Source organism: Sphingomonas sp. GW821-FHT04B01, from assembly GCF_059420425.1.
Map to the genome: position 1 here is coordinate 123,640 of NZ_JBWKTR010000007.1, position 13,109 is coordinate 136,748.

At 70.0% G+C, this 13,109-nt stretch carries 10 protein-coding genes; 5 read left to right on the plus strand and 5 right to left on the minus strand.

The features are described 5' to 3' along the window. Positions 1–10: 10 nt before the first annotated feature. From AC07UH_RS15985 to AC07UH_RS15995, 3 genes are read right to left on the minus strand one after another with little or no spacing between them, the layout of a single operon-like run. Positions 11–844, minus strand: coding sequence for a 4-(cytidine 5'-diphospho)-2-C-methyl-D-erythritol kinase (locus tag AC07UH_RS15985; RefSeq protein ID WP_495181034.1), 834 nt, complete (start codon positions 842–844; stop codon positions 11–13). Beyond that, positions 841–2,445, minus strand: a complete 1,605-nt coding sequence (locus AC07UH_RS15990) for a tetratricopeptide repeat protein (protein WP_495181035.1) — start codon at positions 2,443–2,445, stop codon at positions 841–843. The genes AC07UH_RS15985 and AC07UH_RS15990 overlap by 4 nt, the downstream gene beginning before the upstream one ends. Continuing rightward, positions 2,417–4,072, minus strand: a complete 1,656-nt coding sequence (locus AC07UH_RS15995) for an electron transfer flavoprotein-ubiquinone oxidoreductase (RefSeq protein ID WP_495181036.1) — start codon at positions 4,070–4,072, stop codon at positions 2,417–2,419. Before AC07UH_RS15995 ends, AC07UH_RS15990 begins: the two co-directional genes overlap by 29 nt. 165 nt (positions 4,073–4,237) lie before the next feature. On the opposite strand from AC07UH_RS15995, the gene AC07UH_RS16000 reads away from it, so the two are divergent. The 4 genes from AC07UH_RS16000 (at position 4,238) to AC07UH_RS16015 (ending at position 10,568) form a co-directional block, all read left to right on the plus strand. Then, positions 4,238–4,981, plus strand: coding sequence for a uracil-DNA glycosylase (locus AC07UH_RS16000; protein WP_495181037.1), 744 nt, complete (start codon positions 4,238–4,240; stop codon positions 4,979–4,981). Beyond that, on the plus strand, positions 4,978–6,801 hold the full coding sequence (locus tag AC07UH_RS16005; protein ID WP_495181038.1) for a lytic transglycosylase domain-containing protein: 1,824 nt from the start codon (positions 4,978–4,980) through the stop codon (positions 6,799–6,801). Before AC07UH_RS16000 ends, AC07UH_RS16005 begins: the two co-directional genes overlap by 4 nt. Positions 6,802–7,102: 301 nt before the next feature. Beyond that, the gene (locus AC07UH_RS16010) at positions 7,103–8,692 is read left to right on the plus strand and encodes a long-chain fatty acid--CoA ligase (RefSeq protein WP_495181172.1); all 1,590 of its coding nucleotides are present in this window, start codon (positions 7,103–7,105) and stop codon (positions 8,690–8,692) included. An 85-nt stretch (positions 8,693–8,777) separates the two neighbouring features. Beyond that, positions 8,778–10,568: a cation:proton antiporter domain-containing protein gene (locus tag AC07UH_RS16015; protein WP_495181039.1), complete on the plus strand. Its 1,791-nt coding sequence runs from the start codon at positions 8,778–8,780 to the stop codon at positions 10,566–10,568. 251 nt (positions 10,569–10,819) lie between these two features. Here the strand turns inward: AC07UH_RS16015 and AC07UH_RS16020 are convergent, their stop codons facing one another. Further along, the gene (locus AC07UH_RS16020) at positions 10,820–11,254 is read right to left on the minus strand and encodes a DUF488 domain-containing protein (RefSeq protein WP_495181040.1); all 435 of its coding nucleotides are present in this window, start codon (positions 11,252–11,254) and stop codon (positions 10,820–10,822) included. Positions 11,255–11,319: 65 nt separating this feature from the next. On the opposite strand from AC07UH_RS16020, the gene trmFO reads away from it, so the two are divergent. Next, the gene (trmFO, locus tag AC07UH_RS16025) at positions 11,320–12,687 is read left to right on the plus strand and encodes a methylenetetrahydrofolate--tRNA-(uracil(54)-C(5))-methyltransferase (FADH(2)-oxidizing) TrmFO (RefSeq protein ID WP_495181041.1); all 1,368 of its coding nucleotides are present in this window, start codon (positions 11,320–11,322) and stop codon (positions 12,685–12,687) included. Here trmFO and AC07UH_RS16030 read toward each other — a convergent pair. Beyond that, the gene (locus AC07UH_RS16030; protein WP_495181173.1) at positions 12,620–13,090 is read right to left on the minus strand and encodes an EF-hand domain-containing protein; all 471 of its coding nucleotides are present in this window, start codon (positions 13,088–13,090) and stop codon (positions 12,620–12,622) included. The genes trmFO and AC07UH_RS16030 overlap by 68 nt on opposite strands. Positions 13,091–13,109: the final 19 nt, after the last annotated feature.

The following is a 13,109-nucleotide window of genomic DNA, read 5'->3' on the forward strand; positions in this document are numbered from 1 at the left end:
AAGACCGGGTTCAGGTCAGCGTCGTCGCCAGCGTCCACCACCCCTCGGCGGCTGCGCGCGCCGCCGCGGCGTCGCGCGCCGCGACCGACTCGAACAGCGCGAAACAGGTCGCGCCGCTCCCCGACATCCGCGCCAGACGCACACCCGCCGCCGCATCGAGCAGCGCCAACACCGCGGCGATCGCCGGCGCGATCGCCACCGCCGGCGCCTGCAGGTCGTTGCGCCCGACCAGCGCACGCGCGAGCAGATCGCCGTCGGCGGCGATGCCGCCGCGGTCCACGCCATCCCATCTCGCGAACACCGCCGCGGTGCTCACCGCGACGCCGGGATTGACCAGCAGCAACGGCATGCCCGCCAGCCCCTCGACCGGCAGCAACGCCTCGCCCTTCCCCGTGCCGAGCGTCGCGCGGCCGAGCAGGCAGGCGGGGACGTCGGCACCGAGCGCCTCGGCGATGACGAACAGCCGCGGGTCGTCGGGCGCGATGCCGTGCAGCCCGGCGAGCGCCCGCAGCATCGCCGCCGCGTCGGCCGAGCCACCGCCGATCCCCGAGGCGATCGGCAGATGCTTGTCGAGCGTGATCGCATGCGGCTGCGCGATACCGAAGGCCGCGCGGAAGGCGTGCGCGGCGCGGATCACCAGATTGTCCGACTCCGCAGCGCCGGCGAGCGCGGCGGCGAACGGTCCGGTGATCGCGAACCGGTCGGTCGCGTCGGGCACCACCGTCACGCTGTCGCCATCGGCGGCGAAGACGAACAGCGTCTCCAGCTCGTGATAGCCGTCGGGGCGACGACGACGGACGTGGAGCGCGAGGTTGATCTTGGCAGGCGCCGGCTCGACGATCATTTGCGCGGCAGCCCCTGCACCGCCTTGGTGGCGAGCCGCGTCGCATCATCGGCCGAGGCGGTCAGCGCCGCGGCGCGCCAGGCGTAGCGCGCCTCGTAACGGCGGCCGCGGGTCCAATAGAGGTCGCCGAGATGCTCGCCGATCTCCGCATTGACCGGATCGCCCGCGGCGGCGCTTTCGATCAGCGGCTGCGCGCGGGTGACGTCGCCGCCGATGAAATAGGCCCAGCCGAGCGAATCGGCGATCGAGGCATCGTCGGGCTTCAACGCATGCGCGCGTTCGAGCATCGCGATCGACTGCGGCACGTCGACCCGCCGCTCCGCCTGCGCATAGCCGAGATAGTTGAGCGCGAGCGGCTCGCGCGGCGCGATCGCCACCGCTTTCTGCAAGGCGACGCGCCCTGCCGGCCAGTCGCCCGCCTGTTCGAGCGCGCCGCCATATTGCAGCCAGGCGCTCCACGCGGTCGGATCGGCGTCGACGACGCGGCGATACCAGTCCGCCGCCTCGCGATGACGGTTCATCGCGCTGAGCTGGTCGGCATAGGTCTGCCAGTCGCTCTCGCCCGCCCCTGCCCGCTCGGCACCGCTGCGGGCGAGCGCCAGCGCGTCGGCGGGGCGGCCGGCGGTGGTCAGGATGCTGATCCGCGTCGCACCGGCGGTCGCCGCATAGGGACTGGCGGGCGCGATGCCGTCGAGCGTCGCCAGCGCGCGCGGGATCGCCTTGTCCTTGGCGAGCGCGGCGGCGAGCAGCAGCCGGGCGCGGTCGTTGGCGGGATAAGCGATCACCGCGGTGCGCGCGAGCGCGATCGACAGATCGGTGGCGTCCTGATCGGCGAGGTCGCCGGCGATCCGCCCGAGCAACCGCGACACGCCGAACCCGAGCGTCGGCTGCGCGGCATCGCCCGCGCGCACCGCCGCGAACCCCGGATCGCCGCCGGCGAGCAGCGCGCGCGCCCGATCGGTCTCGCCGCGACCGAACAGCAACTGCCCGGCGGACAGGCGCAGGTCGACCGGCGACCCCGTCTCGCGCAGCGCCTGGATGGTGGCCAGCCCCCGTGCGGTATCGCCGCGGGCGATCTGGAGCAGCGCCGCGGTCTCGGCGGTGAGCCGCTGGCTGACCGGGTCCTTCCCCGCGCGGGCGATCTGCGGCGCGGGATCGGTCCCTTCCGCGAACGCGATCCACGCGCGCAGCGACGGCACCAGCACCGCCAGCGGCGTCGCGGCGAGCGCATCGGTCGCCGCGCTCGCGCCGGCGACGTCCTGTTTCGCCGCGGCGACGGCGAGCGGCAGCAGCGGCAGGTCGGCGGGCGCTTCGGGCCGGCCGCGCAGCACCGCGACGGCGCGGGTGGCGAGCGCGACGTCGCCGGCGGCCAGCGCCTCGCGATAGGCGCGCAACGCGACGGCCGTGCTCGCCGGCGCGGCGGCGAGCGCGCGGGCATAGCCGGCGGCGGCGAGATCGACCCGGCCGTCGGCATCGGCGGCGCCGGCCTTGAGATAGTCGGCGAGATGACCGGTGTCGGCCGCTGCCGGCGGGACCGCGCCGAAGCTCAGCAGCGACGCGAGGAACAGGCGTTTACATATTGGGATAATTCGGGCCTCCACCACCCTCCGGCACCACCCAGTTGATGTTCTGGGTCGGGTCCTTGATGTCGCACGTCTTGCAGTGGACGCAGTTCTGCGCGTTGATCACGAACTTGGGATCGCCGGTCTCCTGGCCCACGATCTCGTAAACGCCGGCCGGGCAATAGCGTTGCGCGGGTTCGTCGTAGAGCGGCAGGTCGTATTCGACCGGCACGTTCGGGTCCCTCAGCGTCAGATGGACCGGCTGGTCCTCCTCGTGATTGGTGTTCGACAGGAACACCGAGGAGAGGCGGTCGAAGGTCAGCACGCCGTCGGGCTTGGGATAGACCGGCGGCTTGACCAGATCCTTGCGCCACAGGCTTTCGTGATCGGGATGATGCTTCATCGTGAACGGCATCTTGAGCCCGAAATGCTCCAGCCACATCGTCACGCCGGCGAGGCCCGAGCCGAGGAAGTCGCCGAACTTCTTGACCAGCGGCACGACGTTGCGGACGACCGACAGCTCCTTGTGCAGCCAAGACGTCTCGAACGCCGCGGGATAGGCGGCCAGTTCGTCGTGCTCGCGCTGCGACAGGATCGCCGCGACCGCAGCCTCGGCGGCCATCATCCCCGACTTCATCGCGCCATGCGTGCCCTTGAGCCGCGGCACGTTGAGGAAGCCCGCCGAACAGCCGATCAGCGCGCCGCCGGGGAAGACCAGCTTCGGGATCGACTGCAACCCGCCGTCATTGATCGCGCGCGCACCATAGGACACGCGCTTGCCGCCCTTGAGGATCGCGGCGATCTCGGGATGGGTCTTCCACTTCTGCATCTCCTGGAAGGGCGACAGATAGGGATTGGTGTAATTGAGCCAGGTGACGAAGCCGAGGCTGACCTGTCCGTTCGCCTGATGATACAGCCAGCTGCCGCCGTTGGCGTCGTCGCCGAGCGGCCAGCCCTGCGTATGGATGACGCGGCCGGGACTGTGCAGCGCGGGATCGATGTCCCACAATTCCTTGATGCCGAGGCCATAGACCTGCGGCTGCGCATCCTTGGCCAGATCGAAGGTGCGGATCACTTCCTTGGTGAGGTGGCCGCGCACGCCCTCGGCGAAGAAGGTGTATTTGGCGTGGAGCTCGAGCCCCGGCGTGTAATCGGGCTTGTGCGTGCCGTCGCGTGCGACGCCCATGTCGCCGGTGGCGACGCCCTTCACCCTGCCCTGTTCGTCGAACAAAATCTCCGCGGCGGCGAAGCCGGGGAAGATCTCGACGCCCAGCTCCTCGGCCTTGCCCGCCAGCCAGCGGCACAGATTGCCGAGGCTGCCGGTATAGGTCCCCTTGTTGTGCATGAACGGCGGGGTGAGGAATTCGGGCAAAGTGCGCTTGCCGGTCGCGGTCAGCACCCAATGGTGATTTTCGGTCACCGGCACCTCGGCGAGCGGGCAGCCGTCCTCGCGCCAGTTCGGCAGCAGTTCGTCGAGGCTGCGCGGATCGATCACCGCACCCGACAGGATGTGCGCGCCGACCTCCGAGCCCTTCTCCAGCACGCAGACCGACAGGTCCGCGCCCTGCTCGGCCGCGACCTGTTTGAAGCGGATCGCCGCCGACAGGCCCGCCGGGCCGGCGCCGACGATCACCACGTCATAGGGCATCGATTCGCGTGTCGACATCATTCCACTCCCGGGCACCGTCCGCGGTGCATCACGCTTGTATGTTGTCGGCGGCGGCAAAAGCGTTCAGGCGCACGACGACAACGGCTCGTCTCCGGCCCGCGATCGGACAAGTTGACGCAAACGTCAACCTGGAGAAGGATCGTCGCAACAAAAAGGAATAATGTGGGGGCCGATCAGCATATCGACTGGATGAGCAGCGTCGGCAGCGCGCTCGACTGGTGGCAGGAGGCGGGCGTCGACACGCTCGTCGAGGATGCGCCGCGCGACTGGCTGAGCCAGCCGATGCCGGCGCCCGTCGCCTTCGCCGCAGCGGTCTCCGCGGCCGCGGTGCCGGCCGCCCCCGCCGCCGCGACGATGCCCGACGCGCTCGCCGACTTCATCGCGTGGCGGCTGGGCGATGCGGTGCCCGAGGTCGAGTGGCGCGGCGTGTCGATCGCCGCCAGCGGCCCGCCCGACGCCGCGATCATGGTCCTCGTCGATTGCCCCGACAAGGACGACGGCGAGGCGGGCACCTTGCTGAGCGGCGCCGCCGGCGCCCTGTTCGACCGGATGCTCGCCGCGATCGGCCTGTCGCGCGACACGATCCACCTCGCCGCGGTCTGCGCCAGACGGCCGGTGGCCGGGCGGATGCCGCGCGATACCGAGACGCGGCTGTCCGACATTTCGAAGCACCATATCGGGCTGGTCGCGCCAAAACGGCTGCTGCTGCTCGGCAATGCGGCCAGCCGTGCCATTCTGGGGGCGGAAATGCCGGGGACGCGCGGGTCTTTGCATTCATTTAACCATAAGAGCGGAGAGACCGGGGTCGTCGCCAGCTTTCACCCGCGCTTCCTCATCGAGAAGCCCGTGGCGAAGGCGGAGGCCTGGAAGGATCTGCAATTGCTGATGGGAAACCTGCCCGCATGACCCGCACGCTCGCGCTGACCCTGGCGCTGATCGCGCTGCCCGCCGCCGCGCATGCCGCCGGGCCGACCGAACCCGCCGGCGACGCCAGACTGCCCGCGGCGACCGCCCTCGCCGATCGCATCCCCGATCAGCTCGATGCGACGCAGCGCGAGGGCTATCGCGCGGTGTTCCAGGCGATCCGCGACGGCAAATGGCAGGACGCGCAGCTCGGGCTCGACGCGATGAAGCCCGGCCCGCTCCATGCGATCGCGCGTGCCGAGCTGTTCACCGCCAAGGGCTCGCCGCGCGTCGAGCTGGAGCCGCTCGTCGCTTTGCTCAACGAGGCGCCCGAACTGCCCGAGGCCGAATCGCTTGCCCGCCTCGCCAAGTCACGCGGCGCGGCCGAACTGCCGCCGCTGCCGCAGGCGCAGCGATTGATCTGGCAGGACGGCGCCCCCCGCCGCGTCCGCGCCAAGGCGACGAAGAGCGACGAGATCGCCGCCGATCTGGCGCTCAAGATGCAGCCGTTCGTCAAGGCCGACATGGGGCCCGAGGCGCAGGCGCTGCTCGAGACGACGCCGGGCCTGACCATCGAGGCGCAGACCGAATGGCAGGCGAAAGTCGCCTGGATGTATTTTCTCACCGGCGACGACGCCAACACCCGGGCGATGGCGGCGAAGGCCGCCGCCGGCTATGGCGACTGGGCGGTGCAGGGCCGCTGGACCGGTGCGCTCGCGGCATGGCGCCAGAACGATTGCGCCGCGGCGGAAAGCGGCTTCGAGGGCGTCGCCGCACGCGCGACCGACGTCGATCTGCGCGCCGCCGCGCTCTATTGGACGTCGCGCGCCGACATGGTCTGCGGCCGGCCCGACAAGGTGCAAGCGCGACTGCAATCCGCCGCGCAATTCTCTGAGAGCTTCTACGGCCAATTGTCGCGTCAGGCACTGCTGATCAAGGACAAGGGCAAGCCGTCGACGCAAATCGTCGCGGCGGACTGGGCGCGGCTCGACAAGCGGCCCAATATCCGCGTCGCCGCCGCGCTCGCCGAGATCGGCGAGACCGACCTTGCCGACACCGTCGTGCGCCAGCAGGCACGGATCGGCGACCCGTCCGAATTCGGCAGCCTCGTCCGCGTCGCCGAGGCGTTGAGCCTGCCCGCGACCACCGTATGGCTGGCGCACAATTGCCCGCAGGGCGTCGTCGCCACCGCCGAGGCGCGCTATCCGACGCCGAACTGGACGCCGTCGAGCGGCTGGCGTGTCGACAAGGCGCTCGTCTACGCCCACACGCTTGAGGAGAGCGGCTTCCGCAACAAGGTGGTGAGCCCGGCCGGCGCCTATGGCCTGATGCAGATCATGCCCGCCGCCGCGACCGATTATTCGCGCGAGCGCGGCCTGCCGCTCGACAAGGCGGCGCTTACCAAGCCCGCCACCAACATGGATATCGGCCAGCGCCATCTCGAACGGCTGCGCGACATGGCCGGCGTGACCGGCGGGCTGCTGCCCAAGGTGATCGCCGCCTATAACGCCGGGCCGCGTCCGGTCGGAGACTGGAACGCGATCGTCCACGATAACGGCGACCCGCTGCTCTATATTGAGAGCATCCCTTATTGGGAGACGCGCGGCTATGTGACGACGGTGCTGCGCAATTACTGGATGTACGAGGCGCAGGGCGGCCGCAAGGCATCGGTCAGCCGCTCCGCGCTGGCACAGGGCCTGTGGCCGCGCTTCCCCGGCCTGCCCGGCGCCGCGGCGGTGCGCATCGCCGGACGGCCGAGCAACACCGCGATCGCGGTGAACGGCAGCGTGAGCCCGCAATCGCGGACGGTGACGGGGAACTGAAGCGGGGGGTCGCGTTCAGCCTCCCTCTCCAAGGGCCATCGCATATAGCAATTGTGATGAGGTTCGATCGGCTTCCTCATGAGATTCGTCACCCCGGACTCGTTCCGGGGTCCACCCGCCCGCAGGGGAATGGTCTCGGATCAAGCCTTTCTCCTGGCCGCAGAGTGGCCCCCGGAACAAGTCCGGGGTGACGGTGTGGCAATCCTTCGTCACGCCTCGTGAGCTTGCCTCGCCTCCTTCCTGCGGTATGGTTCGGTCCGATGTGGGATGACCCCCGCGCACCATGGGAAAGGACGAATCGATGCTCGGCGGGATGCAGGATTTCGAGCTCAGGGTATCGACGCTGATCGATCACGCCGCGCGCGAGCACCCGACCCGCGAGATCGTCACCCGCTGGGCCGACGGCAGCGAGACGCGCAGCGACTGGCGTACCCTGTCGCATGACGCCAAACGGCTGGCGCAGGCACTCGAACGGCTCGGGGTGCAGCGCGGCGAGCGCGTCGCGACGCTGGCGATGAACCACGGCCATCATCTCGCCGCATGGTATGCGACGATCGGCATGGGCGCGGTGATCCATACGATCAACCCGCGCCTGTTCGACGACCAGCTCGTCTACATCGCCAACCATGCCGAGGATCGCGTGTTGCTCTACGATCGCGCCTTCCAGCCGATCGTCGACCGGCTGCGGACGCGATGGACCAGCATCGACCATTATGTGGTGATGGACGACGACGGCCCCGACGGCTTCGCCGCGCTGATCGCGCCCGAGGACGGCGACTATGACTGGGTCACCGGATCGGAGCGGGAGGGCTGCATGCTCTGCTACACCAGCGGCACCACCGGCCATCCCAAGGGCGTGCTGTATGACCATCGCTCGATCCTGCTCCACGCGCTGCTCGTCGCGTCGCCCGCGGTGCTCGGCCTGTCATCGGCGGCGGTGTTGCTGCCGGTCGTGCCGCTGTTCCACGCCGCCGCCTGGGGTACGCCGTTCGCCGCGCCGCTCGCCGGCGCGAAGCTCGTCTTCTCCGCGGTCAACGACGCCAAGGTGCTGTGCGATCTGATGAACCGCGAGGGCGTCACGATCTCGTCGGGGGTGCCGACGGTATGGCTGGCGATGTTCGCGCATATCGATGCGACCGGCGAGGCGCCGCGCGCGCTCAGGATGGCGACGATCGGCGGCTCGGCGGCGCCGCGCGCGATGATCGCGCGGCTGATCGACATGGGCGTCGAGGTCAAGCATTTGTGGGGGATGACCGAGACCTCGCCGGTCGCCACCGCCGCCGCGCCGCCGCCGGACTGGCAGAGCTGGCCGCGCGAGCGCCAGCTCGACCTGCTCACCCGGCAGGGCAGCGTGCCTTATGGCGTCGAACTCGTCGTCCGCGACGACGACGGTACGCCGCTGCCCCGCGACGGCACCAGCGCGGGACGGCTGCACATCCGCGGCCCGTGGGTGATCAAACGCTATTTCCGCGCCGAGGCGGATGCGATCGACGCCGATGGCTGGTTCGACACCGGCGACGTCGCGGTGATCCACCCCGACGGCACGATGCAGATCACCGACCGCTCGAAGGACGTGATCAAATCGGGCGGCGAGTGGATCAGCTCGGTCGAGCTGGAGAATGCCGCGGTCGGCTGCCCCGGCGTCGCCGAGGCGGCGGCGATCGGCATCCCCCATCCCAAATGGGACGAACGACCGCTGCTCGTCGTCGTCCGCAAGCCGGGCAGCGACGTCGACGCGCGCGCGATCCTCGACCATCTCGCCGGCGTGGTGGCGAAATGGTGGCTGCCCGATGGAATCGAATTCGTCGATACGCTGCCGCACACCGCAACGGGCAAATTGCTCAAGACGGCGCTGCGCGAGCAATTCCGCGACTATCGGTTCGCGGCGTGAGACGGCCGATCCCCTGCCCGGCCGCGCGCGCGAGGAAATTGCAATCATCGGCTGACATTTCACGTCTTGTGCCTACAATCCCCTTATGGCGATCGGACTGGACAATGCGGGCTTCAGCGACGCGCTGGTGATCCTGGGGGCGGCGGGGCTGGTGATCCCCGCCTTCGCGCGCTTTCGGGTCAGCCCGATCATCGGCTTCATCCTCGTCGGCATGCTCGTCGGCCCCGACGGGCTCGGCGCGCTGACCGACCGGGCGCCGTGGCTCTATTACCTCACCATCTCCGATCCCGATTCGATCGAGCCCTTCGCCGAATTCGGCATCGTGCTGCTGCTGTTCTCGATCGGGCTCGAACTCTCGTTCAAGCGCTTGTGGTCGATGCGTGCGCAGGTGTTCGGCACCGGCCCGGCCGAGCTGATCGGCTCGGCGGCGCTGATCGCGGTGGCGGTCCATCTGCTCGGCCAGGATTGGGGCGGCGCCGCCGGCCTCGGCCTCGCGCTGGCCTTGTCCTCGACCGCTCTGGTGCTGCCGCTCGTCGGCACGACCAGTCCGGTCGGCCGCGCCGCCTTTGCGATGCTGCTGTTCGAGGATCTCGCGCTGGTGCCGATCATCTTCGCGCTCGGCGCGATGGCGCCGACCGCCAGCCCCGACGGCTGGGTCGGCATCGCCGGCGTCGCATTGCGCGGGCTGGCGACGGTGGTGGTGATGTACCTCGGCGGCCGGCTGGTGCTGCCGCGGCTGTTCGCGCAGGCGGCGCGCACCAAGAGCCCGGAACTCTTCCTCGCCGCCTCGCTGCTCGTCGTCATCACCGCCAGCGTCGCGACCACCGCCGCCGGCCTGTCGCCGATCGTCGGCGCGGTGCTCGCCGGGCTGCTGATCGCCGAGACCGAATATCACACCGAGGTCGAGGTGATGACCGCGCCTTTCAAGGGCCTCGCGCTCGGCGTCTTCCTGATCACCGTCGGGATGAGCGTCAACCTGCGCGAGGTGCTGGCCAATTGGCCGTCGCTGCTCGGCGCGGTGGTCGCGGTGGTCGGGGTCAAGGCGGTCGTCACCTATCTGCTGCTCCGCGTCGCGCAGACCGGGCGCGGCATCGCCGCCGAGACCGGGCTGCTGATGGGCAGCCCGTCGGAGACGACGCTGATCGTGCTCGCCACCGCGGCACAGGCGCAGCTCATCCTGCCGTCGACCGCCGCCTTCTGGCAGACGGTGACCGCGATCGGCCTCACCATCACGCCGCTGCTCGCCAAGGCGGGCCAGCGTCTGTCGCGCGGCATCGACCGCTTCACCCCCGGCGACGGCCTGCCCGAGGATACGCTCGGCGAGGGACCGGGCGCGGTGGTGATCGGCTTCGGCCGCGTCGGGCGGATGGTGTCCGACATGCTCGCGGTCCACGGCCAGCGCTATATCGCGGTCGAGGCGGACATCGACACCGTCGCCGAGGCGCGGCGCAGCGGCCATCCGGTGCTGTTCGGCGACATCGCGCGTGGCGACTGGGTCGAGCGGCTCGACCTCGCCCGTGCCCGCGCGCTGATCCTGACGATGGACGATCCGGTGCTGACCGTACAGCTTACCCGGCGGATGCGCGCGCTCGCCCCGGCGCTGCCGATCATCGCCCGCGCCCGCGATCCGCACCATGCCGCCGAACTCTATCGCGCCGGCGTGACCGACGCGGTGCCCGAGACGCTGGAAAGCTCACTGCAATTGTCCGAGGCGGTGCTGGTCGACCTCGGCGTCGCGATGGGACCGGTGATCGCCTCGATCCACGAGAAGCGCGACGAACTGCGCCAGTCGATCCGCGCGGAGGCGGAGATCGACCGCGAGCCCCGCATCCGGCGCGTGCGGCGGCTGGGGGAAGCGGTGCCGGGCAAGGTGTGAGCGGCCCCACCATCACGCCGTTCGCCCCAAGGCTATCGCATTTGGCTGCGGGGATGAGGATCGAGCCGCTTCCACATCCACCCCGTCACCCCGGACTCGTTCCGGGGTCCACCGGTCCGCAGGAGAATGGTGCCCGCTCAAGCCGCTCTCCTCGCCGCCTAGTGGACCCCGGAACCAGTCCGGGGTGACGAGGATGGGATTGGAAAGCGACGGAGGCACTTGAAGGCCCGGAACGGCTCCGGAGAGCCCGCTCATGTATACAGGTCGACAACCTCCGCCCCCTCGCCGACCGCCTCGAGCAGCAGCGTACGATGGCAATGTTTCGGATCTCGCTCGAAGCAGAGCAGCGCGCTCGGCGTCTCCGCCGCCAATCCCAGCATGATGGCGGCGGCCGCCTGCGCCTCGGGCAGTTCGAGTTGCTCCTCATATACCGCCTCCAGCGTCGCCACGTCGCCCTTCTTGGCAGCGTCGCGCCCGCGCTTGGGGGTGCCGAGCGCCTTGAGGTGGACATAGGCGATCCCCGCCTCGGCGAGGCTGGCGGCGAGCGAGGATTTCGAGAAGCCGGGCCGCCGCGACAACGGCAGCGCACGCACGTCGATCACCCTTTTCACCCCCGCACGGTTAAGGGCGGCGAGGAAGTCGGCCATCGTCGTGGCCTCATAGCCGATGGTGTAGATCGTGGTCATGCCGGCCGAACGCACGAGCCGACCGCCGCGTTGCCCGCCGCCCCGGTGCGGCCTAAGGCACCCATATGACCCATGATATCCATATCGTCGGCGGCGGCCTCGCCGGTTCGGATGCCGCCTGGCAGCTCGCCGAGGCGGGCTATCGCGTCCGCCTGTCGGAGATGCGCGGCTCGGGCGAGCGTACGCCGGCGCACCAGACCGATCATCTCGCCGAACTCGTCTGCTCGAACAGCTTCCGCTCCGACGATGCGGAGGCCAATGCGGTCGGCCTGCTCCATCAGGAAATGCGCGCGATGGGCTCGCTGATCATGCGCCAGGCGGATGCGCATCGCGTCCCCGCCGGGTCGGCGCTGGCGGTCGACCGCGACGGCTATTCCGCCGGCGTCACCGCGGCGCTCGCCGATCATCCCAACGTCACGCTGGTCCGCGAACGCGTCGACGCGCTGCCGGACGGGCCGGCGATCCTTGCCACCGGGCCGCTCACCGCAGCGGGGCTGGCGCAGGCGATCGGCGGCGCGACCGGCGCGGAGGCGCTCGCCTTCTTCGATGCGCTCGCCCCCATCGTCCACGCCGACACGATCGACATGGACGTCGCATGGAAGGCGTCGCGCTGGGACAAGGGCGAGGCGGATTACATCAACTGCCCGATGGACAAGGAGCAATATCTCGCCTTCCACGCCGCCTTGCTTGCCGGCGAGAAGAGCGAGTTCAAGGACTGGGAGAAGGATACGCCCTATTTCGAGGGCTGCATGCCGATCGAGGTGATGGCCGAGCGCGGGCTCGACACGTTGCGCTACGGCCCGATGAAGCCGGTCGGGCTCGACAATCCCCGCACCGGCCGCTGGCCCTATGCGGTGGTCCAGCTTCGCCAGGACAATGCGCAGGGCACGCTCTGGAACATCGTCGGCTTCCAGACCAAGCTGAAGCATGCCGAACAGGTGCGGCTGTTCCGCACCATCCCCGGCCTGCAGAATGCGGAATTCGCACGCCTCGGCGGTCTGCATCGCAACACCTTCATCCGCTCGCCCGAATTGCTCGACCCGACGCTGCGGCTGAAGAGCCGCCCGAACCTGCGCTTCGCCGGCCAGATCACCGGCTGCGAGGGCTATATCGAGAGCGCCGCGATCGGCCTGCTCGCCGGCCGCTTCGCCGCGGCGGAGCTGGCGGGCGAGACGCTCGCGCCGCCGCCGGTCGAGACCGCGCTTGGCGCCTTGCTCGGCCATATCACCGGCGGCGCGGAGGCGGAGACCTATCAGCCGATGAACGTCAATTTCGGGCTGATGCCGCCGATCCCCGGCCGCACCAAGAAGGCCGACCGCAAGCGGATGTACACCGATCGCGCGCGCGCCGCCTTCGCCGGCTGGCTCAACTCTCCTCCGCCGGCGCCGCAGCCGTCGGCGGACATTTCGGCCGGGACGATGGCTTCCGCTTGACCGCGGTGGTGGCGAATTCGGCGGCGTCCATCGCACCGGATTTGTCATGGTCGGCGGCGACGAACTTGGCGGTCGCCTTGGCCGCCCATTCGTCGAAGTCGAGCCGGCCATCGCCATTGACGTCGAGCTTGGCGAAGCCCTTGCGCCGGTTGGCGAGATATTCGTCGCGCGTCACCTTGCCGTCCTGATCGCGATCGTAGCGCGCGAAGCGTTTCTGCTCGCGTGTCGCCTCGGAGGCTTCGGGCACCGGGTCGGCAGCGGCGGCCCCCGTCGCCGGCGCTGCGGCGGCCTGCGCCGCGGGCTGCGCCGGCAGCAACGCCGGCCGCCCGGATCCGCCGAACAGCATCGCCCCGGCCGCCACCGCCGCGAGCACCGCCGTACCGATCGCCCAATATCGCCACATCACGCGTCCCCCTTCGCCA

Coding starts and splice junctions, on each gene's coding strand:
- AC07UH_RS15985 (WP_495181034.1), bottom strand. CDS start 844: ATGATCGTCGAGCCGGCGCCTGCCAAGATCAACCTCGCGCTCCACGTC.
- AC07UH_RS15995 (WP_495181036.1), bottom strand. CDS start 4,072: ATGTCGACACGCGAATCGATGCCCTATGACGTGGTGATCGTCGGCGCC.
- AC07UH_RS16005 (WP_495181038.1), top strand. CDS start 4,978: ATGACCCGCACGCTCGCGCTGACCCTGGCGCTGATCGCGCTGCCCGCC.
- AC07UH_RS16010 (WP_495181172.1), top strand. CDS start 7,103: ATGCTCGGCGGGATGCAGGATTTCGAGCTCAGGGTATCGACGCTGATC.
- AC07UH_RS16015 (WP_495181039.1), top strand. CDS start 8,778: ATGGCGATCGGACTGGACAATGCGGGCTTCAGCGACGCGCTGGTGATC.
- AC07UH_RS16020 (WP_495181040.1), bottom strand. CDS start 11,254: ATGACCACGATCTACACCATCGGCTATGAGGCCACGACGATGGCCGAC.
- trmFO (WP_495181041.1), top strand. CDS start 11,320: ATGACCCATGATATCCATATCGTCGGCGGCGGCCTCGCCGGTTCGGAT.
- AC07UH_RS16030 (WP_495181173.1), bottom strand. CDS start 13,090: ATGTGGCGATATTGGGCGATCGGTACGGCGGTGCTCGCGGCGGTGGCG.